We start from the raw sequence: 25,054 nt of genomic DNA, 5'->3' as shown, positions 1-25,054 counted from the left end.
AATGACTGCAGCCTTAAGCTTAAGCACGACGCAGCTTAGCACCGAGTTTGGCTATTCAAATTAATTAATGATTAATGTTTTAATGAAAATTGTTCCTGTAACTCCGGTAATCAATTAATTCATAGTATATGTTAAGTATTATAATTTAAACTGTGGAACATTACGTGATTAGAGCAGTATGGGTACTGATTCCCTTGTTAGTAAGCCTGGCGTGAGGGCCCTTGGTATAGCCGAGAGCTTTAGGCTTGACCTTAAGTACTCGATATTGGTTGGCGTTGTCATGAGGAGTGATGGCGTTATTGATGGTGTATCGCTGGGTAGGACCACAGTCGGTGGTTTAGACGCTACGGATGCCGTAATAAGCCTATACAGGTCATTTAATAGGAATGACATTCAGTTGTTGATGATCGATGGCTGTATAATATCCTGGTACAACATAATTGACCTGGAGAGGCTAGCGAATGAACTGGGCCTGCCCATAATGTGCCTGACCTTCGAGGAGCCTGAGGGTGATGTCGTAAATGCGCTGAGGAAGTTGTTTCTAAGCGATTCAGACGTGAGGGTGAGACTTTATGAGAAGTTGGGTAAGCCTAAGGAAATGCTGCTACCCGGTGGTTTAAGGGTTTACGTGAGGTTTACCGGGATTGACTATAGGACGGCTAGGACAATAATTAGGAAGTTTGTTAAGGAGGGTAAGAGGCCCGAGCCGATTAGGGTCGCAAGGTTGATAGCGAATGCGCTACTTAACTACGTTAAAGCACCTTAACCCTCTCACCGCTTAAGTATGATGCCGCGACCTCGATATACGCCATGAATACGAGGATTAGGGACGCAGCGATTAGTTGTGGGCCGACTAGGTAATAAATTGCCCTTAATATGGCTGATATGAAGAGGAGTGTTGGTATTTCGAAGCCAGCAATGCCATAGCGCCTCATTGAGAACCAGAGGATGCCTGGGTTAAGCATTGGTATGCAGAGTGAGGACATTATTACGGCTATGAAGCCTATGAAAAGCGCGTGAACGACATCACCCAGCGGAACTCCAACTAATGCCAGGATTGCGGTGATTATTAGCATCGCCCTACCAAGCGATGAACCGATTGGGTAGGCCCTTGAGTATATAGTCTTAAACGCGGGTCCGAATTTCCTGGGTACGCCAATGACTATTAACGTGAGTAGCGAAAGTATTGCCAGGTCTATGGGGGGGTTATTGAGGTAGTACGTCATCACAGGGAGTAGGACCGCGTATGGTACATCAATGGCGTAGATGGGCCTTTGCCTACTCTCAACACGCCTCATGAGACTAACGATTGACGCCACGGGGGGGAATACCACCAGTCTAAAGCCACCTAGGTATAGGGCAATCATTAAGCTAATCAAACCGCTCAGGAAGAATGTGTTGGGCCAGTAAAGGGGGGGTTTCCTGCCTAAGCCACCCCTGATAATCAACAGTAGCGCGTAGTATAGCGCGAGAATAACGCCCACTATCCAGCTAAGCCACATTCCCAATGCGTAAATCACGAACCAGGCAATGGCTAATAAGCCAATTAGCATTGACGCAAGCGGGCTTGGCATAACCCTCGTGAAGCCAGGGTGCTGGCTGAACATTATGCCTATGTAGAATAATACCAAGCCGCCGAGCATTAAATCCCCATGTAGGCGCCCATACCTCAACGCCAAAACAGCCGAACCAATTATGAAGGATGCCATGGAGATTATTAATAATGCCTGGGAAACCCTCATTTGGTAGATGAACCATCTCCTGTAAACGTCCTGTGGCAATTTATCGAAGACTCCTCCAAAGATTGCCTGCCTAAGCATTAGTTACTCACCGGTGCAGGCGACCTCGGAATTAATCTCCACAGCCTTATTAAGCATACTCCTCAGTGCATCCCTTACACCCTGCCTGATGTTGAGCTTATCGAGACAGTCAATTATGTACTTAGTCACAGATTCCGAGGGCTCCATACTGCACTGCGAACCAACGCAGAATATACAGTAGAGGAAGCTGCTCTCAACCTGCGTGCATACCTTGGATGCTTCGTTAAGGATTGCATTAGCCTCATCATTACTGAGCCTAACCATCCATGTGCCATATGTCCTGTTAAGATATGCCGAGCACTCAAACTCATCATAGATTGAGAGACACCTCCTAAGCTCGTTCATTGCACGCACAATATAAATCAACATCTAACAATCAAATCCCTTAATGCTTTATTTGCTTAATGGTCATTGTAAGTAAAAAGAATTAAATCCCGGGATGATGCACCTTACTTGGTGATTAGGTCAAGGACGCTACTGATCATGTGATGAATTGAACCCGGGATGATGCTTCACCTAGGTACGAAACTCTTAAATGCGTAATTTAATTGATCAATTGCTCTTTACATACTCGTTAAGTCCCATCCTTAAGTACATACCCCTTAACTCACTCAAGACCTCACCACCCAACTTCTCCATTATTAACCTAACCATCCCCCCCCTGAAGTCCGCATTCACCTTAGCAACCCTATCAACAATGTACAGTGGAGCTGGATAACCAAGCCTCGGCATTGTCGACAATGGGGCTATGCGTGATACCACGTGCTGAATCATGCCGGGCTCGCCCACGTACTCAGTATATATCGGTAACGTCGCTGGTAGGTATTGAACATAAAATCCATAAACCTCCCTATCACCAACCCTACCGACCACGTAAGGCCTAGTGATTAGGGCATTTGTTGACTTATTCCTAGCTCTATATGTCTCCATAACCATATGCATTACCAAGGGCTCCTCCATTACCTGCAGAGCCTTATTGACGTAGTCCCTGAACCCACCATCAACTATCCCCCCCTGCGAATACCTGTTACTCCTAACATCCTTAACATGACCAATCAATGGGACACTAAACTTACTCACGTAATTCCTTCCCATCAACGCACCATCAAGCAGCACCACATCTACTGGAAAGAGCCTTAAGTACTCCAGCGCGTATTGGGCCTCCATATCCAACGCCATCCTTTCCAACTCCTCACTGGAAACGCCGAGTATAGCATCAAACCTATTTATTATGTGCCCCCCCTACCGTCAGTATTCACTAGGAGGGCTATGTTAATGACCGCAATCCTAAAGCCGAGGTACGTTACCTCCGTAAACCCGGAATCAACGGCTATGAACTTAGTAAAATCCCTGCTTGGCACCACCTCGATTACATGGTCGATGAAATTACCTGCATTATTAAGTAGGTCAAGTGCCCTATCCCTCATTTGGGCTATCCTGGTCTCAATGAGTTCCAGCATGTTTATTACTACGTCATTAAACATCTCAGCTCCTCCTCGGGTATATCCTGGCCTTCACCTCGCCTATTATTCTCTCAATCAATTCCCTATTAACCCTATCACCCTGCACAGCACCAACGCCAGTCAGTAAGTCGAGTATGTATGGCGGCAACCTACTAACATCACCGTCTTGAAGAAACTCCTCCAGGTAAGCCAACGTGCGCGAAACCTTCTTACTACGTCTCTCAGAAATTATTAAGGACGCCAACTCCTTAACCACATCCTCAATACTAACACTGGGTGGGGGGGCATTACTAAGCAGGAGCTTCAACTCGTTAATGAGCGGTTCAGGGTCATGGACTAGGTAAATGAGTAATGGCCTTGCGAAGAGTACGACCTTACCACTCACTGAAACGCCAAATACCTCACCCCCCCTAACACCCTTAATAACGGCATCACCATCGAGCTCCCCCCCAAGACCTATTAAAGTCCTTAACACGGAATTACCAATCGCAATCTCATCAACCACACGCCTCTTAACCGGAACGAGAGGTTCAGGGTTCGATGAGACTACTAACTGAGCCTTAACGTTCAAGGACCTAAGACCGCCGATTAAGTCAATGATTACGGTAGCATCGTCGGTATCTTCGCAACTAAATACTTCATTGGGTATGCAATTCCTCCCTAGCCCGAGAATCGCAATCTTCATGAGCACCACCTCACGTTACATACTTTCTATCAATTAGACCTGCCCTCCACATACTCTCCAGGTACTTATTAACCGTGGAGATATCAATATTGAGTTCCCTGGCTATGGACCCTTCGTCAATACCCACGTTAGGTCCCAACGATGCAACCTTAATGAGTAAGTCCTTGGGTATGTTAAGCTCCTTACCAATCTCGCTAATCACCTCATCGATGTTCCTAATCGCATCGCTGATATACTTGGCATTGTCAAGTGCAGGTGATGGGCTTGGAACCTCGGGAACACTATCACCCAATAACTTACTAACTAATTTATTGTTGATTCTCTTCTTAAGCCATGCAGTTATCCTAGCGTACTTATCAATAAGCGCATTAACATTGCCCAAGACCTCACTAAGCTCCCTGCGTCTTAACTCAACAATGCGCGTTAGTTCGTTTAAGTAATTATTCAATAAGTCCAATGAACCATGCCTTATTAATGGTAACAAGTCATTTATGAAGTCCTCAATGGCCATTTCGGAGATGCCCTTACCCACTATGACTGATGCATTTCTTAATATGCCCGTTAATTCTACGTACTCCTTAATCCTATCCTCAATACCCCTCAGGATATTCATTAGCTCAATCATGCCGTTAACCTCGGAGTTTATTGTCTCGAGTATTGTTGGTAAGCTCTCCTTAATATTCTCCAACTCAAGTCCATTGAGTCTCAGGATATATGACTTAACCCTCTCGATTAAGTTGTTAATCCTTGAATCAATTTCGTTTGAAAGCGCCGGTAAATACTCATTAATGCCCTTCCTGGCGCTGCCCAATTTGTTCGATAGGTCCTTAATTATATTATTTAATGATGATGATAATGCGGATAGTTCATTATTCAATTCCTCAAGCCTCTGATCAACCTCGCCCTCCAACCTATCAATACATAGCATAAATAATGAGTACCTCCTTAGGAACTCACTCGACGTCTCAGGCACGGCCTTCAACAATGTGAACGCCCTTTCGCAATCGCTATCCTGAACATTGATCCCAGGTTGAACCTCAATACTCATCTTCAACTCATCAATGCTTATCGATAATGGCTTACGGAGAGACTCACTAAGTCTCCCCATATGCTCACTGAGTATGGTTAGTACCTTAGGCACGAGTTCGGGCGAGTATGGGGGGGCATACTCAGTCAGGTTATCATTAACTGGCAATAACAATCCCCTAAGACTTAGTAACTTAATCAAATCGCTCTCCTTAAACTCCCTCCATAGGTGCGTTGGGTATAACCTCCTTATGAGGTACTCAAGCTCCTTCACTGTGAAGCTCTGCTTACCCAATGACCTTAGGTAATTTATGAAGCTCAACTCAACAGGACTAACCCTAGCCTTACCACCCTCATCCCTAAAAACCTCAGGCTGATCCTCAAGGCCCTCACCCTTAACCCAAGCCTCAACGATATGCCTGATCACGGCATCCTTTGACTCCTTAGCGCCACGCCTAATGGCCATGGTGTACTGAAGAACCCTCTGCCTAACCCTATCCCTAAACGCCAACACCTCATCCCTATAATCATTAAGCCTCTCGAGAAAGACCGAGTACTCCCTAGGAACCCTATCCAACCTCTCAAGCCTGGAACCAATTACTATGGACCTAAGCTCATCAATCCTATCAGAACCAAATATGGAGAAGTACGTAAAGTCAGTCGCTGGACCAAGCACGAGCTTCCAGGATAACTTACTGATGAGCTCAACAACATTCTTCACTATATCATTGGTGAGTAGAGTCCTGGATATTATAATGACTAATAACGAGTCAATAACCCTCTCCTGGCCATTAACCGTAATTACGCCCTCATTAACAACCTTACTCAACAATTTAATGAGCTGACTGGGTTCCCCCCCATCCATACTCACAATAACACCAATCCTAACATCAAGCGGATTCTCAATAACACCAAACAAAGCACCTGACAGTGGGTAAAGCGTTACTTGCGAACCAAGCGCCGCCCTAACTATCTCCATTGCCAAGTCCTCACGAAACGCATTAACAATGCCTATGGCCTTACCAACCTCCTCCTTAGCCCTAATGACCTCCTCAGGTTCCCTACCAAAAACGAGCATCCTATGTAACCTGGGCGATACCTGGTATGCCTTAGTTATGCTTGTGGTTGACGAAACCTTAGCATTACCTGGAAATACCACGTAGATTATGAGCTCACCCTCATACGCCGTGTAATACGAGCCATAGCTTATCGATATATCCCTAAGATCACCCTCAATAGGCGCCATGCTTAACTTAACCAGCTCATTATTGACCCTACCTAATCCATCATTATCAAGCTTAAACCTAACGACCTGAACCTCCTCAATCAACCCAGCCTTAACCATCGCATTGATATACGATGTAACATCAAACCCAAGCTCCGAACTTAAATCACCAATACCTCTTGGTATGCCTGATAGTAACAATGCCTTAAATACCCTGGATCCCCCTCTCATCATTAGGTCCCTCATTAATCACGTCAAGGTATGCCTTCAACTCACCGTTGGAGACCTCGCTCTTCAGGAACTCCTCAAATAACTCGTAATTAAGCTCCTTACCCCTCTCCACAACCATATCCAGGAGTTTAGACGTGAACTTAACCAAGGCCCTCGGCGAAGCCTTACCACCCTCAGTGTTAGCCACCAGCTCATAAAGCGTGGCCAAGTACTCACGCCTCAATGGATGAAGGCCACTTATCAAGCCCTTCCTAACCAAGTCAAGCCTCTCATCCGTGGAGTAGGCATTGAAGCGCTGCAGTAGCATTGCCTCGTAGAGCCATAGGGGCATCCTCTCATCAAGCACTATCTCCATGTATACCCTACCCCCCCTCGTTATGTCGAATACGTCGGGCACCATGTTCTTGAGTATGTTATAGTAGAGTTGCGGTGTGAAAGCTAGGACCATCATAACCTTGCCAAGCCTCTTGGGATCAACACCAAGAACATCCCTATAATTCCTGGGCTCAATCAAAGCCCTAATTAACGAGCCAAGCCTAATGACCAAGTCCCTAACCTTACTGGCATCGCTGGGCTAAGGGCATTACTAAGCTCAACAGCCCTACTAACCTCATCAGCCTCGTCAATAAGCAGGAGCAGGGGGGGCTCATTAGAGCTGCCGCGCGCCTTAAGCAGTGAGTTTATGACCACGTTAATGTCAAGACCGAAGGTAAGCGGTAGCCTAAGAACCCTGAGCCCAAGGCCCTGCGCCACGGCCTCCACCGCATCGAGTAACTCGCTCTTACCCCCCAACCATACTGCCCAACGATGACGACAGCAACATTATCACTACCCCCCCTAAGGAAGGCATTGATTGCGGCCTTAACCCTCTCAAGCTCACCCTCAAAGCCAACTGGCGAGTACCTACGCTCAATAGGCGGAACTCCACTTGGATTCAGCGGCCTATCAATAAACCCAAACCTACTATACATTATCAATGATTGAATTATTATGAGCCATTAATTAAGAAAACAAACAAAATAAACTAACCTACAAAACCAGGGCACCAACCCTAATAACCACCATCACCAACCAAAGCCCCCTACATAGGACGCGCCTACGTAGTACCTGGAAAATGTACTAATCATATCTTAATCAACCTACTAAACCTCTCATAATAAACTAGCTTGTCCGGCGTTCTAACATGCGCCTCAAAGGGAGGCCCAATACCTGCCCTCCACAGCTTCTCGAGAATAATCCCCCCCCGGATCCGCATTGGTTATTACCAAAACATCGATATCACTCGAGAGTACATACCTATTCTCAGCAACAGAACCAAATAGGTAAACCTCAGCATCAGGGTCTATGGACCTAACAACCTCCTTGATAATACGAAGGTACTTATCAAGGTTCCTAAATACATCTTGCCTTCTCCTAGCATCCTCAATTAAGTAGTGAGTTATTAGACAGGTATTTATTTGAATTGGGCGTGCTTGAGGATGCTTATATTGGTGCCAGGTATGTGCCAAGGGAATATACGAAGGAGGATGCTGAAGGGTTAATTAAGGTTGTAGTGAAATAATGAGCAGTGAATTATGACTTACAATTTGCCTTTTATCGCTTGGTGCATCATCACTTAAAAACTTAAGTAAATAACGCACACTGCGTGTCCGTGGATACTGAGCACCATACTCAGAATCTTCGCTCTTAAGAATAATTGAAGGGCCTGTTCAAGGTTGAAAATTGCTAAGTCATACATCCCATTTTTCCATCTGAAAATTTGCCGTCCTTAAAAGTCCCTGGCCCCCCCCTAATTAGCGTATTGATTTACTCCCTGGTACTCATTTACTTTATTTACACAATTTTTCACTAAGAATTTAATAAAAATCACCTTCTTGAGCCGTATCCCCCCCCACCTCCCGGCGTTTCAATTATTACCTCATCACTTGGCTCCAGGTCTATTGTTGCCTTACTCGGTAAATTAATGACCTCACCATTACTCCTCCTAATAGTGACCCTACCTGGCGCTCCATCACCACCGCCCCATAGACCCCCCCACGGCCTTGTCCTAAACCTCTCAGCCATTATCGATAGCCTCGCCTTAGTCAGCACCTTAAATGACCTAATAATGCCGTCACCGCCCCCCCGGTACAACCCATCACCACCACTCCCCCCCTCCCTAATCCTATAACCCGTGAATAGCAGTGGGTATTGTCTCTCGGCGATTTCAATGGGGGTATTTAATGTATTCGTCATGTTCACATGAACACCACTCACACCAGGCTTGCCCGGTCTACCGCCAGTCCCACCACCAATTGTTTCATAATATGCCCAATAACCGCCATTAGGCAATGTTCCACCTATCATTACATTCATCATAGTGCCAGACCCAGCCGCCGGTACTCTATTAGGTAGTGCCTTAGCCAATGCCTTAAAGACCACGTCCGCAATCCTCTGCGTCGTCTCCACATTGCCGCCACTCACTGGTGCGGGCTTCCTTGGGTTAACGAGTGTGCCCTCGGGCGCCATGACGCTTATAACGCTGTAGAAGCCCTCGTTGGTTGGTATGTCACTTTGTATCAATGATCTTATTACAAATGATACTGCTGAGAATGTCACGCCATAAACAGCGTTTATTGGCGCCTCAACCTGTTCATGCGTACCACCGAAGTCGGCCTTAATACCCTCCCCCCCGCCTAACTCAATAGACACCTTGATTGGTAATAGCTCATCACCAAGCTCCATGTAGTCAACCGCATCATAAACACCCCCCCTGGGCCACTTACCAATCTCCATCAGGGCTAACTTCCTACCGTACTCAATACCCTCCCTCCACGCATTAACGACATTATCAACACCGTACTTCTCCACCAACTCCCTAACCCTGGCAACCCCAACCCTATTCGCGGCGAGTTGAGCCGTTATATCACCAATCGCGGTCTCCGGGGGGGTCTTGAAGTTACTGAGTATTATATTTAGTATGTCACGCTGCAACTCACCCCCCCTAATCATAACCTTAACCGGCGGTATTACCAAACCCTCTTCATAAATCGTCCTAGCGCTGGGGGTTAATGCTACCCGGCACGGGCCCACCAACGTCCACGTGGTGAGCCTTATTAACGACGTAGCCAATGAGCCTATTACCTACGTATATCGGTTCCATGACCATGACATCATTTAAGTGCGTACCGGATATGTATGGGTCATTGAGAATCACGGCATCGCCAGGTCCAAGCTCGACACCCTCATTACTAAGCCAATTGAGTAGGTTCTTAACGCCTACCCTGAATGAGCCCAGGTGCACCGGTATGTGCTCCGCCTGAGCCACAATGTTACCCTCCGAATCCGTTATCGCACAGCTGTGATCCATCCTCTCACGTATGTTTGGTGAGAAGGCTGACCTACGCAGGGCAACGCCCATCTCCTCGGCAATAAACACCGAGGCTCTAAACACGAGTTCCCATGAAACCATCCTAAGGATAAGCTTCAAACCCCCCCTAATAAAGCATTGCCATGGTAGGTTTAAATAATTAGGTGCGAACTTCAAATAGGGTATGGACCTTGATATAAGGAAGGAGCTATTGAGGTTACTTAAGGAGGATGAGGAATTTAGGTATGCGGTAATGGGACTATTGGGCATTAGCGACCTTAAGTCCTCAGTGGACAACCTAGTTAAGGCCTTAACTGAATTGAAGGATATCGTTGCCCGGCAGGGCGAGGAGATAGGCGAATTAAGGAAAACTGTGGAATTATTAAGTAAGTCCTTTGAGGAAACGAGGAAAGCCGTGGAGGCACTTGTTAAATCTCATGATGAGCTTAAGAAGATTGTAGAGACGTTGAGTGAGGACGTTAGGAGGCATGGTGAGGTCATAATCGTTATGCAGACTAGCATTGAGAAGTTAACATCCTCAGTAACGGCGTTGGGCTATAGATATGGGCTTTTCACGGAAGAAGCCTTTAGGGAGTCCATTAAGTACCTTGTCAGTGACCTGCTTAAGGTTTATGAGGTTAGGCGTTGGACGTACTACGACAGTGACGGCGTAGTATTCGGTCACCCCCTCGGTCATTGATGTAGATGTTCTCGTTAGGGATAATGAGCACATACTCGTTGAGTATAAGGCGAGTATTGACCGTGGTGACGTGGCTGAACTATATAGGGAGGGAGCCCTCTACGAGAGGGTTAATAAGGTGAAGCCGAGGTTGCTCATTGTTGGTCCGGTAATTAGGAGGAGGGCTCTTGAGTTGGCTAGGGAGTTGGGTGTTGAGGTTAGGGCTTCTGAGGTTGTTTAGACATTACTCAATTACTGTTACTCCTCCACGCGTTGGTTTTGGGTTGGGGGGGAAGAACCTCCTGTAAAGGGCTATGTTTATAACATTCACGATGAAGGCTATGGTAAACGGTACGGGGGGGATTGGTAGGTAGTCAAGCATTGGGCCTGCCGCCGTCGTTGCTGTCGCCGATGGTAACAATCGCGCCGCCTGGTTAACCCCAGAGACCGTTGACCTACTGCCCCTGCCCACGAGCTCCATCATTAAGGCTTGCTGCGGAGCCAGTGATGATACCCTAAACATCACGTAAACAACATACGTTACTGCGGCTAGGTAAAGGGTTGTTGAGAATGGTATGAGGATTAAGGCGATTGTCGATATTATCCTCGGGATTATTATGGCGTCCCTAAGCCCGAAAATCCTCGAGAGGACTGGCGCCGTGAGTGATGCGAAGGCTGCTGCGAGACCGCCGATGAAGAATATGTCGCCAACGACTCCATTACTCACGTGGAGGGCCATTTTAAATATTATAGGTAGGAATGGCGTTATTAGTCCCTGGCTGTGCCATTTAGTGCGCCGACGATTGCGAACCTCTTTATGTATGTTAGATCTCTCCTAACTTGCTGAGTCATGGTCTTGGAATTACCATTTGGATCGTCATTGGCTCGATGTTTGAGTCTATGCTCCTCCTTAATTGGTAGTACAATGAATAGCTTAGTGCCGATAGCGTAAGTGCCACGTAAAATACGTCTCGATAGCTAAGGTTGGCCAGTAATGCCCCCCCAATTGCCGATGCCGTTCCAGATACCAAGTTGAATATTGCATAGACCATTGACCTATCCATGCCCTCCGTCTTATCAGCCAATATCGCCGTCTGGACTGGCGCAGCCACAGCGCCAACACTACCGCTGGCCAACGCCCCCCCAGCTGTACCGAAGCCGCCTAACGCGGCTGCAAGTAGGAGCAATGGGTAATACTTAGTGATTAGGAGTATTGCCGTGGCTATCGGCAGGAAGGCAAGCGTCAGTAATAGAACCGCCTTCCTACTGTACTTATCACCCAACCTACCAAACAATAGCGAAAGGAGGGGGGGTGCCGTGAATGCACCAACGCCAAAGAAAATGCCAATCTCGGTTAGTGTTAGGTGCAGGTAGTAATACAGGTAAAGCCCCCGTCACCACGCCAAGCGCGCCGCCAGCCACGCTCCTCAATCCCCTGGAGGTAAGAAGTAGCCAAACATCCCTATCCCAATTAGGCACAGTCGATATCAAAAGCAAATCCCTATAAAAACCAAATTCCCCATATACTTAACGATGCCCAGAAACAACCTCATTCATTAATTGAGAAATTGAATTATTCAAACCAACATACTTACTCACCCTGAACAATGAACCAATTAATGGACTCACCAGGACGACACTATCGTTATTAAAACTAAGTAGTATAATGCCATATGCAACACCCAAGTACTAGGCCGATGTACGTACCATTTAGGATACGAGAAACACCGCCGTAAATTAATGCGAGCCTACTCGTATCATTTATTGACGGGTCATTTTTGACTATTCATTACCATCACTGTGAATCATCCAGGGGAAATCATCTTCTCAAGGCTCTTCTTAACCTCGTTAAGGCCCACGAGAATCAACACAAAGCCGACAAGACCTAAAATGCCCCCCCTATGATTTCAATCACAGGTATTGCTGAGAGTACGGTGGCAAACAATGAAATAATAATGCCACCGGTTAGGTAGCCTACGCTGAAATAATCGCCAAGTCTGTACAGGGCTACGTACATGAGCAGTTCAAATACGAAGCCAATGATTATCGTCGCCACAGCCATCACTAGGAAGGTTGAGTAGGAAGCCCTCAGCACAAGGAGGGATGCACCCTCAGGAATGAGGGCTAAGCTTAATGTTAATGAACCAATGGCGCCAAATACGCCAATGCCGTATCTTTCCTTATCCGCCATTGCTAAATAGGTAAAGCCTCTATACATGAAAAATAAAATGAAAGGAAAACCTATAACACCGACTACTATGAAAAATATGCCGAAATTACGTATAAGGGCAGTAACACTATCATCACTGGCTAGGATAATGGCCACGAGAATTATGACCAATAACACGCCCAGTCCTATACCCGCTATATAGCCATCAAAAATCCTCGAAACACCATGATAAAGGTAGATCATCCCCCCCTCCTTATCGCTACCCTGCCCTCCACCACCAGCCATTACTACCTTAGACAATTAGGAAGTATTTAAGAGTTCATAAATCACATCACTAATCACAGCACCAACAATAGCTTAGGCAACCTACATACTAGTACTTCGTAAGTTACTGGGCGTAGTTCACGATTAATGAGATTGTCACTGCTTAGCTTGAGTAGTTGAATTAATTGATTGACGAGATTCCCAAGAATCGATAACCTCATACTCACATAGTCAGTACTTACAAAATCTCTCTTGCTTAGGAGCAGTTCGATTAACTCCTCAAGGAATCTATGAGCCTCCCCCCACCTCCACCGTCATTAATAATTTTAAATGCCCCCCCCATCAAACCTACCAACTCCAATTAGAAGTACAGTCATCAACAACCTAACTTTACTCAAAATAACACTATCATTAACCGACGAGTAAACCCAAGCGAATCATATAAACTCCAACCACCTATCGATTCAAGGTACCGTGAATAATCAGCGCAACCCACGTTACCAAGTATTGCCGATTTAACGTAATTATGAATAGATGATGCGGCGAATGACTCTTCGCGCAGCCTAACGGATTCATTTAAAACATTTAGGAAGTAACGGGATGCCTCGGCGTAATCACCCATCATATAGTTAGTAACCCCCCCAGCCTATCCAATTAGCCTTCCTCACCGCGTAACTCAATCCATCAATGGCACCGCAATAATCACCAACCCTAAGCCCAACAATGAATGCCCTAACCCCCCCCATACTTACGGGCAAGCTCGGCAACGTTGAACCCAAAACCAAACCTAGCCAGCCTAAGACACACCTCGAGAACCTCCTTAGAGACGCCTTTAGGGAAGTTCAGGTGCTCGGCATATTTATAACCGTACTCAGCAATGGCAACATCCCTCTCAAGACTACGTGGCCTAACCCTATAATACTCGTAGAGCTTGCCATACGCCTCAGCCTCGCAATCAACGCCCAGGGCCTCCTTAAGGCCTGCTTCATTGAGCTTAACGGTATTGCCCTCCATGGTAATCAACCCACTTACGGAGTTCATTACATCATCGATCGAGGCTCCAATAGTATCCGCTAACTCCCTAAGGCTTACGGTCCCCCCCAGTATTGAGAGGACCTTAACTATTAACTCCCTTAAACCACAGGGCATGGTTAACCAGTCATAAACATGGCTAGGAGCCTAATAAACCTACCATGACTAAACAAACCATTGAGCCATTACCCAAGCCCCCCCAGCCCAAGATCAAGATTTACGTCAATAGAGAACCTCCTCTTAACTTCATCAATTAAGCTTTGTATAATCGGTACTCTAGCCCTGACCTCATCAATGTCAATCCTAACCTCATGAAAACCATTAACATGAAGAAAATATGCAGCATCCCAAGCCCTCCATGTAGTATCTCCCAATCTACGCGCAGCCTTATCCAGTAGGCTTACGGTCCACCTGCCCCTGCTTAACGCTTCCCTAGCCTCATCAAGCCCTTGCGATTGCCAATGCCTTAATGGCCTCCTCCACGGCCTTATACAACTTCTCACTGGCCTGAACGATATCGCCCTTACCAACAAACCCAAACCCTCATTAAACATTTCCAGGGCCAACTTGGCATGCCTCCTCGCCTCAGCCTCATTTAATGCTTGACCCATATTAGATTCGTTAATGAATGTACATATAAATCCTTTCTTAAGACTCGAGAACTGCATCATTAATGATTAACCACAATGACCAGTTACCGAATGTGCTTAGTCGCATTAATTATCGCACCTAATTGATAATTGAAGCCCAGGCACGTATAGGCCTAGGACCTCATGACCATACCTAACCACGTAAATCCAGCGCAGACCCTCGGGCGCGTAGAAGAACACATTCATGTACCTGCCATTAACAAGGAATAGCCCCCATGCCTAGTGGGCCGTAGGCGAAGCCCTCAATCCTCATGGCCTGCGTTACGTTAACAACGCATATGTTTGCCTCGGTTAAGTTCACGGTATACGTCCCCGTGGGTAGATAGAGGGTAAGGGTGTTATTGACTATGGAGTAGCCGTACTTACCAGGTAGCGTGATTAATGGGCTGAATACGGTAATTACAATAACAATAATTAAAATTAGTACACTGATGATCATGACCCTATTAAAGACCTTCAAATTACCCCCTGTTTTTTAATATGCTTAACGCCCCACCTCCATATAAGCACAAGTATTACCAACGGCACCACCGCCGGCAATACAGCTACAACAAATAGGGTACTCCAATTACTCATGACAAGCCTGAATATGTCCCACGAAGTCAGGAAGAAGCTCTGCATCATAGTAAGTCACCAATATCCCCCCCATTACTCAAAAGCGCCTTAAAAAGCTCCTTCTTCCTCAATGATAACTTGACCAGCGAATCTCTATATCTAGTTACTAATAAGTAGCATGCCTCACATATATTCGCTATTTCCTCGTCGGGATTCAACTTAGCCAACAACGACTGCGGACCCCCCCTGGCGAAGAGGTACCAAGCAAAGGCATTTCTATAGAACCTATTGATTATCGTACGTAAGTCCTCATTAATAACATTACCAATAACGAAGAACCTGCCATAATCCGTATTAGGCATTGCGGCATGACCACAACAAATGGCCACAGACCCATCTGGGTGCACCGATAACGTACCCACATGCGGACACCCACCCTTTATTTCAGAGAGTTTATACCGCGGAACCAAGGGCCTAAGCACTGCAGCCCTATCTATTGGCGTAGCGAAGTCTTCCTGGAAGAATACCTTGTCCTCAACATCCTTAAAGACCTCCCTTAAGTGTGCAGTGGTTATTTCGGAGCCTACAACCTTGACTGTGCCAACCACCACCGTTAAGCCCAAATCCAGCGCAGCCCTAACCGCATCAATGGCATTATTTAATCCACTAAACTTCCTGAGGAAGACCATGTGAAAATCATCAACGGAGATATTCAACTCACGAAGACCTAAACTCCTCAACTTACTAAGGACTCCTTAGCCCTATCATACGTCCTAGCCCACCAGGCATTCGTCACAAGCCTTGTTATGAAACCCTTTTCACTAGCGTATTTAATACCGAACCTAAGGTGCTTTGGATGCAGCGTCGGCTCACCGCCGGTGAATACAATAACGTGTATGCTAGGTACATAATAAGTCTCATTAATGACCTTCTTAAGAACATCAATAGGTAAAACCTCTGGTATCAAGCGCGGCGACGCATTCACACTACAGTGCTGGCACTCGAAATTACAACCTATGAGTAAAGAATTCCTTATTGTTTTTATTAACATGATAAATCACCCCCCCATTGCTTTAATGGCATTGTTAAGCCATTCCAACCCATAATGCAGTAAGAACGACAACTTCCGCAACTACAACAAGAATAGCTAAGGCTACCCAAAGATAAACACCAACCTCAGTGGCACCGCCAAAATTAAGGACGGCAGCATATGATGTCCCGATATAATACTGATAGGTTGTGTAGAATTGCGTGGTATAGGTTGTTTGTTGCGGTTCTTCCCCCCCAGTGACTAGCATATAGGGTGCAACTGTATAAAACGTGCTTAATACATCGATATCCTCATCGAGCATAAAGCCATTAATGTTTAGGGTCGACATAGCCATCGCCTTACGAACTCGTACCTGTACTATTTACTTTCATTTTGTTATCTATAATATTGATAACTCTAATAACGTCATTTGCACCCATATTTAATGCCTCCTTAATTAATTCATTAACGATGATGTAATCCGGTGTGTTGGGCGGTAATTTAACTAACACGTATTTATCATAACCCACGACAATACCTATCGTACTATGAATATCGTTTATTATTAATAATGCTGGAGGTATCATTATTAATGGAGTTGTTCGAAGCACGTATGCCCTCACTATTCCATTATTTACTTCCTTACCATCCTTATATACAGTGATGGCGCTATCTACGAACACTAAGTCATTATCGATTAATTTCACATCCCTAATCTTAGTATCGATTTCAAGGCCCGAGTAATTCTGTGGATTTGGAAGACTAGCCAAAGAAATATTGGGGTTGGTAGTAATGCTATTACTGACGTTGCCACAAGTATTTTCAAAAATTCCCTACGTCTGATTAAGTCATTAACGTCTTTCTGGAACTTTTCCTCTATAGCCATCATTATTCTTTAAAAAAGATTTATAAGCTTTACCTTGATTAATTTAATACCGTGAAAATCTGCTTTAGTAGGGCGGGCTTAATAATTATTGTATTAACAATAATCGCATCTTTAGGTATCACGATATTTGCAGCTGCACGTGAACTACTTCCACCATTAGTTATATTAATAATTATATTTCTTCTTATACCTATTCCGGCGATTTCAATAATTACACTCATGACATATCCTAGAAAGTGCAGGTTTTTGGGTGATTATGTTGAGCTTAGTACGCATTTATGTAGGGAGAGGTTTAAGGTGGTTGAGGTAGTCGATGAGAGGCACGAATTAAGGGATTACTCGGTTATTGTACCCTTTGGTTTTAGGGCGTACCCGTTAATTAATGGCTGGGGGGGCTTTGGCGGTAATATTCCCGGTGGTGTCTTCGTATTCTCGACAAGTGATTGTGACTCCAGGTGGAGGTTGATGAAGTTAATGGATGATGGCGGTAAGGAGTTCTATGCGGTAATATGCTGTGGCTCTTAAATAATGGTTTAGTATTTTATGGCACTGTCATTAATTTTCCGTTGGCTAATATGTATTGTTTATCTGCGTAAGGTAATGCTGTTTTATCGTGAGCAACTATTACCGTTGCTTTATTATCATCCGCGAATTTTCTTAGGTTAATTAATATAGTTTCTGATGCCTCTTTATTTCTGCTTATTGTTGGTTCATCAATGATTAACACCTTGGGCTTTAACGCTAATGCCCTAGCTATTGCAACAATTCTTCGTTGATTTGTGTCTGTCTTACCTGTTGATTTGTAAAGTATCTCTTCACTTAATCCCAGGTTTTTTGCGATACTTAATGCGATGGCTTTAGCCTCATCCTTTTTCATGCCTAATTGGAGCAGTGGTAGCATTATGTTCTCTAGATTTGTTAATGTCATAATGAGGGTTATGCCTGGGTCTCTAAATACAATAGCTAAATCTCTTCTCCTTAGCTTGACCGCCTTATTAAATTCTCTCATAAGATCAACACCCAATATCATTACTGAACCACCATCAGCCCTCAATAAACCAGCCATTATTTCCAGAAGCACGGTCTTACTAAGCATGTAATTTCCACCAGGATTAATCACCGCAATGAAATTACCCACTAAAGCCTCCAAATTAATGCCCGCCAAGACAGGGTAACCCCAAAGATGCTTAGTCACGTTAACTAGCTTAACGAGAACACCGTTACTCATGAGAATTACCTCATGAATAAGGTGCTTATGAAACTTACTCTACTAATCATGATAAAAGACCACATAATTATTAGGGCAGGTAAGATAGTAATTATTAATAATGCGTATGAAACATAGCGCAACACATCAAGGAGAGGCGCTGTGTATACCCAGATGGATGGCGAGGAGGTCAATATGTAGTACTCAACAATAAAGGTAATTACGGTAAAAACGTACATAATCACCAAAAGCACTAATGCAATTATACTAATTATCAATAATGGATTATTGCCTTGAATAATATTAACCATAATGATGTCTCTAGAGGCTCGAGCAAGGAAATAAGATAGTATAAGCATTATTAGAAATAGAAATGTAAAATAATTAACAATATTGAAATCAAACATGGCATTCCTATAATACGTAATCAAGTCCAAGTACTCATCTATTTGTTCACAATCATACTCAAAGGAAAACATTGAGGCATTGGGTAATGACACTTGAATAGGGGCGCAGGGACCACTACTCCCTATAAGGTATGACCATGAATAACCACAGTAATTAAGTGGTAATATAACAATCATGGGAGTCGCAGGCGTTGAGTAGATATAACCCACCACTGGAACAGCCACATAACTCCTATTAATGGTCATAACATAGGCCGTACTACCAATGGGTATTTTCAGGTTATTCGCCACATAAGCGCCATATGATAACTTACTACCGCTAATTAATACCGCTGAGACATTTAATACATGGTCTACGAGATTTAATGAATCAGTACATACCTCATAATAATAGGGTATTGCACCCACAACTAGGTGATTACCTATGAGGAATGATGCATTATATCGATAGGAACCAGGTAATGCTATAATTCCATAAGGCCTTAAATAACTAATGACATAACTAGGTGATAGTGATACATTAAAGTCCACTAATTCATCAAATCTTGTTAATTCTATCGCAAGCCTACTAGATACTATATTAATGGCAGAGTTAACTATTAAATAATTTATTGGATATACAATAATTATAAAGAGAATAACCAGGACCACGATTACGGACCACTTCTTAAAATATGCCTTAACAAATAAAGAGGCCGCCACAAAAATAATCAGGCTAACATACCTTAAATAATTTTTATTGCTTAAATAATAAGATGCCGGAAATTAAATAACAATAATCATGAGCAAGAGCATTAAGGATACAAAGCAATTAATCAGGGAACGAATCTGGAGATTGCTTGAGGAGAGGAATGTGGCGTCATTCCCAAGGCCTGTCTATGGCAGGATACCAAACTTCGTAGGTGCGGATAAGGCCTGCGAGTTAGTGACCGCGCTTCCCGAGTTCGTTAAGGCCCGTGTAGTAAAGATAAACCCTGACAGCCCACAACGCCGGTGTAGGGAGTTAACGTTGATTAATGGGAAGTTGCTGATAATGCCCACGCCTAGGATTAGGGAGGGCTTCCTAATGCTTGATCCGCGTAGAATACCGAGGCAGTACTACGGCGAGGCTTCGACCATAAGAGGCGCGTTTAAGTGGGGGGGTTTGCCGATCAAGCCCTGGGACATGCCTAACATAGACCTTGTCATAATAGGCTCGGTAGCCGTCAATCCAAGCAATGGACGCAGGCTGGGTAAGTCACATGGTTATGCGGAGATTGAGTGGGGGGGAATAGCCAGCGCCCTGGGTAAGGTTAATGAGGATACACCGGTGGTAACCACCGTTCACGAACTACAATCGGTGAGTGATGAGATACCCAAGGAACCCTTCGACTTACCTGTAGATGTAATAGTCACTCCAGGTAGGGTGATTAGGGTTAAGAGGGTTGACCCCCCCAAGCCACGCGGTATTTACTGGGACTTCGTCACGAACGAAATGCTCAGGGAAATACCACTACTCAGCGAGTTAAAGGCTCGACTCATCAGCAAGAAGTAATTGTGATCCACGGGAGATTCTGTATTGACTTTACGCATTACTTGCCTGCTTAATTAGGGTCTCGTATATCCTGCCCAACAACTCATAAAGCCTATCGATTCTCTCGCCCAACGCCTTATTGCCGGCATCCATCTTATCACTCAACTCATTCATACGCCTACTCAACTCACTATATATTGCGTCAATCCTGGCATTTACCGAATCAACTAGCACTTAATGAGCTACTACGTGACTCAGCCTTACCATCCACCTCATCAATCCTCCTCATCAATTCACTAACTTCTCATCAATTTTTCTATCTAATATGGTGAATTTCTCATCAATCTTCCTATCCAGCATTGCAAATTTCTCGTCTATTTTCTTATCGAGCGCCGCTATTTTCTCATCATACGCATTGAACCTCTCATTAATCTCATTCTCCAGTGCATCAATCCTCTTACTGAACGCTTCGAACAATGTATCAACCCTTCTATTCAAATCATCAATCCTCCTGTTGGTCTCCCTGAACATGCTTAGCATCAGCACCACTAAGTCCTCAGTCGTTAACTTCTTACCACTCTCCACCTTCCTCATCACAGCATCCAAAGCCCTATCAATGACCGGACCAATCACAGACTCCATTACTCAACAGTAAACTAACCTCCGCACGGATATAAAAGTGTTTATCTAAACGTTGGGTATTGCCGTATTAATCATGATGAGGTCAACCGATCAATCCCCCCCCAATAAATCAAACCCAGCAACGCACCTAATTTGGTGCATTGTGGTATTGCTTTAATACCTGCCAGTCAGGAATAACCTGTATGATCCTGAATAACCTGACAGGCCTGCCTGAGCTTTATGGCTATGCCCTAATAACGTACATAGCCGTCGCCGGAATGCTGTGGTTACTGCATAGGTTTGGTAGGGATGACTTGTTACTCCCTGTTTCCGCGATGAATTACATGCTCCTCCTCACAATTAGCCAATACACGGCATCGAAGATCGGCGCCTTCGTGGACTCACTGGTGATACCCATGGGCGTCTTCACATACAGCGCCAGCGTCGCCATGCTCGACTTCCTAACGCTTAGGTTTGGTAGGAGGGTTGGTTATTGGGTTGTGAGGATTGCTGCCTACCTGCAGGCGCTGGTATTCATCATAAACTGGCTGGTCATAGTGTACCCACCAGCCCCCCCGTTCTGGAACTTGCAGGGTGCCTTCACGAGCATAATGGGTCAATCAGCGAGGATCGCCATAGCCTCAATAACCGCCTTCCTAATCTCAGAAACCTACGACGTATTCCTCGTGAGTAGGCTAGGGGGTGGCGTGCTTAGGAGGGTTGGTTACTCGGACCCGGTGGCAATGACCATCGACACCCTGGTATTCATACCAACCGCCTTCTACGGCGTTGTACCAAACAACGTACTGCTACTACTAATGGCTTCACAGCTCTCGGTAAAGATAAGCCTGGTGCCACTGACCATGCTCGCCGTGTGGATAAACAGGAGGGCGCTGCAATACGGCTACGTAACCAGCAGGATATGAGGAGATCATCTTTGCGAGCCTCATCACGGCACTCAGCACTCGAGATCCAAATCACCAAATTAATGAGTTAAGGCAAGTATTTAAGGCTTGATTAGGCATTAAATCCAGTGGCCAAGCCCTGGATCGACTTAAACAGGTACAGGGAGATCAGGATCAAGGAGACAATCACCGAGGTCGAATTAGCCGAGAAATTCATGGAATTGGGCTCATAAGGAATGCCGCAGGTAAGGCGTTCCAAGCATGGAAGGCACTGCTTGGGCCTTAGCCGTTGATACTAGGGATGAACTGGTCAAGGTGTTTAATAGAGATGTCGAGCTTGAGGATAGGGTAGTTAAGGAGGTCGATTATGTAATAGCCCTAATACCAACCACTAGGATGAGGGAAATAGCCAGAATAATCGAAACAAGGCACCCCGGCACATACACAAACACGCTACTGGCGCTGGAACTCCATAGGTATCAGTACAACGGGCCAGACCCAGAGGAAGTACTCTCCATATACAGAAGCGATGAAGACGCACTAGTAGACATAAGGAAACTGATTGAAGCAATAAGGACAAGGATAAGCAAAATGATTATTAAAACATTGTCTAGCTAAAACATACAATACGTTAAATAGTAGGAACCCATTAACCTTCTTACCTTAAGATCAGGCAACTGAAATTAAGAACTAAATTAACATACACCATAATGTAATATGACCTTAGTATTTGATTTCGATAACGGGAAGCCTATATAGCCCAGAGAATAACAAGGCTAGTAAGATGTTGATTAAGCCATTTAATAATACGATTGTTACTTTAAACGAAGAAAAGATAACAGAAGAAATCATCAAAAGATTAAATTTAAACCTTGATAATATTATTAATACATTTAATAAATATAAAAATGAACTTTGGAGATATAGACTTAATATCAGTGCTAGAAATTCACAATTACAGCAGGTTAGTGAAATAATCAATGATATTTTACAATATCTTAATGATGGGATGAATTTCCTTATAAAGCATATCGAAGAGCGCTCTAATATATTGCAAATAAAATATAGCAATACCGTAGTATCAATCTATACCGAAAACTTTGTTTTCAGAGAGCAAAAACTAAGAAAAGGCAGTATATTAAAGATTTCATTTAGAGAATTTGGAGGAGTTGATCTTAGTGTGCCAGCATTATTCAATGATAATGAAATAATACCAATTAGGTATGGTTTTGCGCATTCTGATGAAGGAAGGATTAAATGCTACCCATATATGGCAAGTACACAACCTTGGCAGTGGTTAATATGGTCTCTGTTATATCCTGGTTCAATACACATAACATTACAAAGTATTAACTTAAATAAAACGAATATCACATTAACTATGCGATTACACACGACGCAGTATTGCTCATTAAAAGATGCCGTCCTTAACACGAATGATGAGAAGACCATTCTTTTAACGTTATTCGGTGGAATCTTAGGCGATGGTACTGTTAAGAAAATAGAAAAGGAAAAAGCGATATACCTTGTCGCAAAATCCAAACGTAAGTGGTGGGTAAGTGTACTAAAAGAGCTGAATGGTTGGAAGGAAGAGGGCGACACAATAGTATTTAGAGGTAATGCAGCAATTCTCACTAAAAGAATTATTGAAGCGATACCACCATTAATGAAAGATTTATTGGATATACTTTCTTTTGAGAAGTGGCAAAGGCTTAGGAGACTTGCTGCTGAAGCTGAGATCAATTCACTTACAGATAACCACTCTCCTTAGCTTTCCTCAGAATCTCTATTAATAATGTTCCTAAGAAATATGCTGGATAGAAGATAATGGTCATTATGACACTGATAAGAATAATCAGGAGAATAAGATATCTAATATTAACATGACACAAATAAGCACAGACACGTAACAAAAATACACAAACATATCAATAACAACCAAAACCAACCCAAGAAAATTAAGCGATCTACCAAAATCATAAAGCAGGACAAAAAACTTAAATCCCCCCCGACAAGAAGAACAAAAAACGCCCCCCCGGTAGCTCAGCTCTGGGAGAGCGACCGGCTGAAGTCAGCCCCCCCGTGGGCGACAGCGGAAAAGCCCACGGCAAACAGACACCGGTAGGTCCCGGGTTCAAGTCCCGGCCGGGGCACCATCAGGTTATTAATTCTTGTTATGATTTGTGGTTTTGCTTGCCCGTGGGCTTTGGGTGGGGCAGTTTAGTTTTGTTATTGCCTTGGTTATCTCCCAAGCTCTCTTTTTGTTGCCCTCGCTAACTGCCTCGTTGAGCATTTTCCTTAGTACTTCGCAGGTTTTGGTAGTGAGTTCGGGATACTTCTTTATTGTGCTCATGCGCATGTAGACCTCGAAGTGATTGCCTCGCTTACTCAGTTTAGCCTCCTCGTAGCCGGCATTCTTCAACTTCATTAAAATCTCCTTAGCATCGTTATAATCATAGCGTTCAACCCTCAACTCCACGTAGCCATCTCGATTCACGCGGATGTTCATTTTAATGCCGGCGACCTCGACTAATGACCTGCCTTTTGGCTTGATCTTCGCATTAGCCAGCGTTGTTAGTCGCCTAAGCTTCTCGGCGTCTGGCAAGGTGCTCAAGTCCTCGATCAATGCCTTGATTGAGGGGTTGTCAAGCATTTTCTTGATGAGGTCAACAGCCTTTGAGGACCAAACCTCGTAGTTAATTGCATGCCTATCATCATACTCCCTAAACCCGAGGCTCCTCAACCTTCCGATTAGGTAGCCCCAAGCCTCACGCTTCGCCTTGCCCATTGTGAGTCTAATCCTCCTCTCCTCAACATTTACGTTTCCATCGCCCAAAACCGCGAATAATAAAAACGCCATGAAATCCTCGTTATTTAGTTCGCTAGCCTGCTCGGCAACCACGACCTTACCCTCGAACACGCCCCCTATGGTCATTAGCCCTTAAATACCACGTGGCTCTCACGTCATCGCAATTAATGCCCATGCCACGTATATGTACATGATTCTTTCCGGGCGAAGCCACTAACCAAGCCACGACTTGCCAAAGCTGGTTAGTGCCCATCTCTGGGTAGCCCCTCTTGTTAACCGAGCCATCGGTTAGAAACAGCCCGTACTGCATCGCCCTCAACTCGCCATCACTGAACAGCTTAGGCGTAATGATGTGAGTACCTCCGAGCCCAGTTAAGTTCATTGTTATTGTCACACCACCCGACTTAGCCACCCTCTTCACCTCAATCGTTAGGTTCTCCGTGTATAGGTGAGCTGCGAATGACTTGCTGTTGTCAAACGGCTCACCGCTTATTAATACCTTGCTCTGCCGTTCCTCAACTCCTCAG

General features: G+C 44.6%; 37 protein-coding genes, 1 tRNA gene and 3 pseudogenes. 11 read left to right on the top strand and 30 right to left on the bottom strand.

Annotated elements, in window-relative coordinates:
- The first annotated feature begins 178 nt into the window (after positions 1-178).
- Positions 179-766 (top strand): DUF99 family protein, encoded by a 588-nt coding sequence (locus JCM11216_RS12230; protein WP_054854376.1) that lies wholly within the window; start codon positions 179-181, stop codon positions 764-766.
- Here JCM11216_RS12230 and JCM11216_RS12225 read toward each other — a convergent pair.
- The 8 genes from JCM11216_RS12225 to JCM11216_RS19730 all read right to left on the bottom strand — a co-directional run bounded on the left by JCM11216_RS12225 (position 753) and on the right by JCM11216_RS19730 (position 7,242).
- The gene (locus tag JCM11216_RS12225; protein ID WP_054854375.1) at positions 753-1,820 is read right to left on the bottom strand and encodes a hypothetical protein; all 1,068 of its coding nucleotides are present in this window, start codon (positions 1,818-1,820) and stop codon (positions 753-755) included. The genes JCM11216_RS12230 and JCM11216_RS12225 overlap by 14 nt on opposite strands.
- A gap of 3 nt (positions 1,821-1,823) precedes the next feature.
- Positions 1,824-2,165, bottom strand: coding sequence for a hypothetical protein (locus JCM11216_RS12220; RefSeq protein WP_243676280.1), 342 nt, complete (start codon positions 2,163-2,165; stop codon positions 1,824-1,826).
- Positions 2,166-2,372: 207 nt separating this feature from the next.
- Positions 2,373-3,008, bottom strand: coding sequence for a hypothetical protein (locus JCM11216_RS12215; RefSeq protein ID WP_243676269.1), 636 nt, complete (start codon positions 3,006-3,008; stop codon positions 2,373-2,375).
- Between the two features lie 41 nt (positions 3,009-3,049).
- Entirely contained in the window at positions 3,050-3,304 is a 255-nt protein-coding gene (locus JCM11216_RS19740; protein ID WP_243676268.1) for a hypothetical protein, read from the bottom strand.
- 1 nt (position 3,305) lies between these two features.
- A complete protein-coding gene (locus JCM11216_RS12210) occupies positions 3,306-3,968 on the bottom strand; it encodes a hypothetical protein (RefSeq protein ID WP_054854389.1) in 663 nt (220 codons plus the stop codon).
- 10 nt (positions 3,969-3,978) lie between these two features.
- Positions 3,979-6,453 carry a hypothetical protein gene (locus JCM11216_RS12205; RefSeq protein WP_243676267.1) on the bottom strand — a complete coding sequence of 825 codons (2,475 nt, stop codon included), beginning with the start codon at positions 6,451-6,453 and terminating at the stop codon, positions 3,979-3,981.
- A complete protein-coding gene (locus JCM11216_RS19735; protein WP_243676266.1) occupies positions 6,425-6,997 on the bottom strand; it encodes a hypothetical protein in 573 nt (190 codons plus the stop codon). The genes JCM11216_RS12205 and JCM11216_RS19735 overlap by 29 nt, the downstream gene beginning before the upstream one ends.
- The gene (locus JCM11216_RS19730; protein ID WP_243676265.1) at positions 6,973-7,242 is read right to left on the bottom strand and encodes a hypothetical protein; all 270 of its coding nucleotides are present in this window, start codon (positions 7,240-7,242) and stop codon (positions 6,973-6,975) included. Before JCM11216_RS19730 ends, JCM11216_RS19735 begins: the two co-directional genes overlap by 25 nt.
- Positions 7,243-7,257: 15 nt before the next feature.
- On the opposite strand from JCM11216_RS19730, the gene JCM11216_RS19725 reads away from it, so the two are divergent.
- Positions 7,258-7,434, top strand: coding sequence for a hypothetical protein (locus tag JCM11216_RS19725; protein WP_243676264.1), 177 nt, complete (start codon positions 7,258-7,260; stop codon positions 7,432-7,434).
- A gap of 206 nt (positions 7,435-7,640) precedes the next feature.
- On the opposite strand, the gene JCM11216_RS12200 is transcribed toward JCM11216_RS19725, so the two are convergent.
- Positions 7,641-7,958: a nucleotidyltransferase domain-containing protein gene (locus JCM11216_RS12200; RefSeq protein ID WP_243676263.1), complete on the bottom strand. Its 318-nt coding sequence runs from the start codon at positions 7,956-7,958 to the stop codon at positions 7,641-7,643.
- Between JCM11216_RS12200 and JCM11216_RS19720 the strand changes: the two genes are divergently transcribed.
- Complete coding sequence (locus JCM11216_RS19720) at positions 7,919-8,011, top strand: HEPN domain-containing protein (protein WP_243676262.1); 93 nt, start codon at positions 7,919-7,921, stop codon at positions 8,009-8,011. The genes JCM11216_RS12200 and JCM11216_RS19720 overlap by 40 nt on opposite strands.
- A gap of 305 nt (positions 8,012-8,316) precedes the next feature.
- Here JCM11216_RS19720 and JCM11216_RS12195 read toward each other — a convergent pair.
- A pseudogene (locus JCM11216_RS12195) lies at positions 8,317-9,901 on the bottom strand (hydantoinase B/oxoprolinase family protein).
- 82 nt (positions 9,902-9,983) lie between these two features.
- Between JCM11216_RS12195 and JCM11216_RS12190 the strand changes: the two are divergent.
- On the top strand, positions 9,984-10,499 hold the full coding sequence (locus JCM11216_RS12190; RefSeq protein ID WP_243676261.1) for a DUF3782 domain-containing protein: 516 nt from the start codon (positions 9,984-9,986) through the stop codon (positions 10,497-10,499).
- 31 nt (positions 10,500-10,530) lie between these two features.
- Positions 10,531-10,719 carry a hypothetical protein gene (locus JCM11216_RS19715; RefSeq protein ID WP_243676279.1) on the top strand — a complete coding sequence of 63 codons (189 nt, stop codon included), beginning with the start codon at positions 10,531-10,533 and terminating at the stop codon, positions 10,717-10,719.
- 3 nt (positions 10,720-10,722) lie between these two features.
- Here JCM11216_RS19715 and JCM11216_RS19710 read toward each other — a convergent pair whose 3' ends face one another.
- The 14 genes and pseudogenes from JCM11216_RS19710 to JCM11216_RS12140 form a co-directional block, all read right to left on the bottom strand.
- Complete coding sequence (locus JCM11216_RS19710) at positions 10,723-11,217, bottom strand: hypothetical protein (protein ID WP_243676260.1); 495 nt, start codon at positions 11,215-11,217, stop codon at positions 10,723-10,725.
- Positions 11,218-11,326: 109 nt separating this feature from the next.
- Positions 11,327-11,821: an MFS transporter gene (locus JCM11216_RS19705; RefSeq protein ID WP_243676278.1), complete on the bottom strand. Its 495-nt coding sequence runs from the start codon at positions 11,819-11,821 to the stop codon at positions 11,327-11,329.
- 184 nt (positions 11,822-12,005) lie between these two features.
- The gene (locus JCM11216_RS19700) at positions 12,006-12,164 is read right to left on the bottom strand and encodes a hypothetical protein (protein WP_243676259.1); all 159 of its coding nucleotides are present in this window, start codon (positions 12,162-12,164) and stop codon (positions 12,006-12,008) included.
- Between the two features lie 199 nt (positions 12,165-12,363).
- Positions 12,364-12,933 carry a hypothetical protein gene (locus tag JCM11216_RS12180; RefSeq protein WP_054854373.1) on the bottom strand — a complete coding sequence of 190 codons (570 nt, stop codon included), beginning with the start codon at positions 12,931-12,933 and terminating at the stop codon, positions 12,364-12,366.
- A 53-nt stretch (positions 12,934-12,986) separates the two neighbouring features.
- Positions 12,987-13,133, bottom strand: coding sequence for a hypothetical protein (locus JCM11216_RS19695; protein WP_243676258.1), 147 nt, complete (start codon positions 13,131-13,133; stop codon positions 12,987-12,989).
- Between the two features lie 173 nt (positions 13,134-13,306).
- Entirely contained in the window at positions 13,307-13,537 is a 231-nt protein-coding gene (locus tag JCM11216_RS12175; protein ID WP_054854372.1) for a hypothetical protein, read from the bottom strand.
- Positions 13,538-13,644: 107 nt separating this feature from the next.
- Positions 13,645-14,061, bottom strand: coding sequence for a hypothetical protein (locus JCM11216_RS12170; protein ID WP_054854371.1), 417 nt, complete (start codon positions 14,059-14,061; stop codon positions 13,645-13,647).
- 68 nt (positions 14,062-14,129) lie between these two features.
- A pseudogene (locus JCM11216_RS12165) lies at positions 14,130-14,555 on the bottom strand (PaREP1 family protein).
- A gap of 235 nt (positions 14,556-14,790) precedes the next feature.
- On the bottom strand, positions 14,791-15,054 hold the full coding sequence (locus tag JCM11216_RS12160) for a hypothetical protein (RefSeq protein WP_054854370.1): 264 nt from the start codon (positions 15,052-15,054) through the stop codon (positions 14,791-14,793).
- Positions 15,051-15,218 carry a hypothetical protein gene (locus JCM11216_RS19690; RefSeq protein WP_243676257.1) on the bottom strand — a complete coding sequence of 56 codons (168 nt, stop codon included), beginning with the start codon at positions 15,216-15,218 and terminating at the stop codon, positions 15,051-15,053. The genes JCM11216_RS12160 and JCM11216_RS19690 overlap by 4 nt, the downstream gene beginning before the upstream one ends.
- Complete coding sequence (locus JCM11216_RS12155) at positions 15,215-15,889, bottom strand: SPASM domain-containing protein (protein WP_054854369.1); 675 nt, start codon at positions 15,887-15,889, stop codon at positions 15,215-15,217. The genes JCM11216_RS19690 and JCM11216_RS12155 overlap by 4 nt, the downstream gene beginning before the upstream one ends.
- Entirely contained in the window at positions 15,886-16,116 is a 231-nt protein-coding gene (locus JCM11216_RS12150; RefSeq protein ID WP_243676256.1) for a hypothetical protein, read from the bottom strand. The genes JCM11216_RS12155 and JCM11216_RS12150 overlap by 4 nt, the downstream gene beginning before the upstream one ends.
- Positions 16,117-16,234: 118 nt before the next feature.
- Positions 16,235-16,534: a hypothetical protein gene (locus tag JCM11216_RS12145; protein ID WP_054854367.1), complete on the bottom strand. Its 300-nt coding sequence runs from the start codon at positions 16,532-16,534 to the stop codon at positions 16,235-16,237.
- Positions 16,535-16,538: 4 nt separating this feature from the next.
- Positions 16,539-16,949, bottom strand: coding sequence for a hypothetical protein (locus JCM11216_RS12140; protein ID WP_243676255.1), 411 nt, complete (start codon positions 16,947-16,949; stop codon positions 16,539-16,541).
- A 167-nt stretch (positions 16,950-17,116) separates the two neighbouring features.
- Between JCM11216_RS12140 and JCM11216_RS12130 the strand changes: the two genes are divergently transcribed.
- A complete protein-coding gene (locus tag JCM11216_RS12130) occupies positions 17,117-17,590 on the top strand; it encodes a hypothetical protein (RefSeq protein ID WP_054854364.1) in 474 nt (157 codons plus the stop codon).
- 16 nt (positions 17,591-17,606) lie between these two features.
- On the opposite strand, the gene JCM11216_RS12125 is transcribed toward JCM11216_RS12130, so the two are convergent.
- Both JCM11216_RS12125 and JCM11216_RS12120 read right to left on the bottom strand, forming a co-directional pair.
- A complete protein-coding gene (locus JCM11216_RS12125) occupies positions 17,607-18,203 on the bottom strand; it encodes an ATP-binding cassette domain-containing protein (protein WP_243676254.1) in 597 nt (198 codons plus the stop codon).
- A gap of 95 nt (positions 18,204-18,298) precedes the next feature.
- The gene (locus tag JCM11216_RS12120; protein ID WP_054854362.1) at positions 18,299-19,381 is read right to left on the bottom strand and encodes a hypothetical protein; all 1,083 of its coding nucleotides are present in this window, start codon (positions 19,379-19,381) and stop codon (positions 18,299-18,301) included.
- A 79-nt stretch (positions 19,382-19,460) separates the two neighbouring features.
- Here JCM11216_RS12120 and JCM11216_RS12115 point away from each other — a divergent pair, with 79 nt between their 5' ends.
- Positions 19,461-20,213, top strand: a complete 753-nt coding sequence (locus tag JCM11216_RS12115) for a 5-formyltetrahydrofolate cyclo-ligase (RefSeq protein WP_054854361.1) — start codon at positions 19,461-19,463, stop codon at positions 20,211-20,213.
- 30 nt (positions 20,214-20,243) lie between these two features.
- On the opposite strand, the gene JCM11216_RS12110 is transcribed toward JCM11216_RS12115, so the two are convergent.
- Both JCM11216_RS12110 and JCM11216_RS12105 read right to left on the bottom strand, forming a co-directional pair.
- The gene (locus JCM11216_RS12110; protein WP_054854360.1) at positions 20,244-20,426 is read right to left on the bottom strand and encodes a hypothetical protein; all 183 of its coding nucleotides are present in this window, start codon (positions 20,424-20,426) and stop codon (positions 20,244-20,246) included.
- Between the two features lie 54 nt (positions 20,427-20,480).
- Positions 20,481-20,834 (bottom strand): hypothetical protein, encoded by a 354-nt coding sequence (locus JCM11216_RS12105; RefSeq protein ID WP_054854359.1) that lies wholly within the window; start codon positions 20,832-20,834, stop codon positions 20,481-20,483.
- 182 nt (positions 20,835-21,016) lie between these two features.
- Between JCM11216_RS12105 and JCM11216_RS12100 the strand changes: the two genes are divergently transcribed.
- From JCM11216_RS12100 to JCM11216_RS19685, 4 genes and pseudogenes are all read left to right on the top strand, one after another.
- Entirely contained in the window at positions 21,017-21,739 is a 723-nt protein-coding gene (locus JCM11216_RS12100) for a queuosine precursor transporter (protein WP_054854358.1), read from the top strand.
- A gap of 107 nt (positions 21,740-21,846) precedes the next feature.
- Positions 21,847-22,336, top strand: a pseudogene (locus JCM11216_RS12095) (PaREP1 family protein).
- 166 nt (positions 22,337-22,502) lie between these two features.
- Complete coding sequence (locus JCM11216_RS12090) at positions 22,503-23,489, top strand: hypothetical protein (RefSeq protein ID WP_243676253.1); 987 nt, start codon at positions 22,503-22,505, stop codon at positions 23,487-23,489.
- A 261-nt stretch (positions 23,490-23,750) separates the two neighbouring features.
- Positions 23,751-23,874, top strand: a tRNA-Phe gene (locus tag JCM11216_RS19685).
- An 8-nt stretch (positions 23,875-23,882) separates the two neighbouring features.
- Here JCM11216_RS19685 and JCM11216_RS12085 read toward each other — a convergent pair.
- Both JCM11216_RS12085 and JCM11216_RS12080 read right to left on the bottom strand, forming a co-directional pair.
- Positions 23,883-24,638 carry a hypothetical protein gene (locus JCM11216_RS12085; protein WP_054854356.1) on the bottom strand — a complete coding sequence of 252 codons (756 nt, stop codon included), beginning with the start codon at positions 24,636-24,638 and terminating at the stop codon, positions 23,883-23,885.
- Positions 24,625-24,939 carry a hypothetical protein gene (locus JCM11216_RS12080; protein ID WP_054854355.1) on the bottom strand — a complete coding sequence of 105 codons (315 nt, stop codon included), beginning with the start codon at positions 24,937-24,939 and terminating at the stop codon, positions 24,625-24,627. Before JCM11216_RS12080 ends, JCM11216_RS12085 begins: the two co-directional genes overlap by 14 nt.
- Positions 24,940-25,054 lie beyond the last annotated feature (115 nt).

Source organism: Vulcanisaeta distributa JCM 11216, assembly GCF_001315985.1.
GTDB lineage: Archaea > Thermoproteota > Thermoprotei > Thermoproteales > Thermocladiaceae > Vulcanisaeta > Vulcanisaeta distributa_E.
Note: the sequence above shows the minus strand (reverse complement) of the source record. Positions and strands in the feature narration are given on the sequence as shown.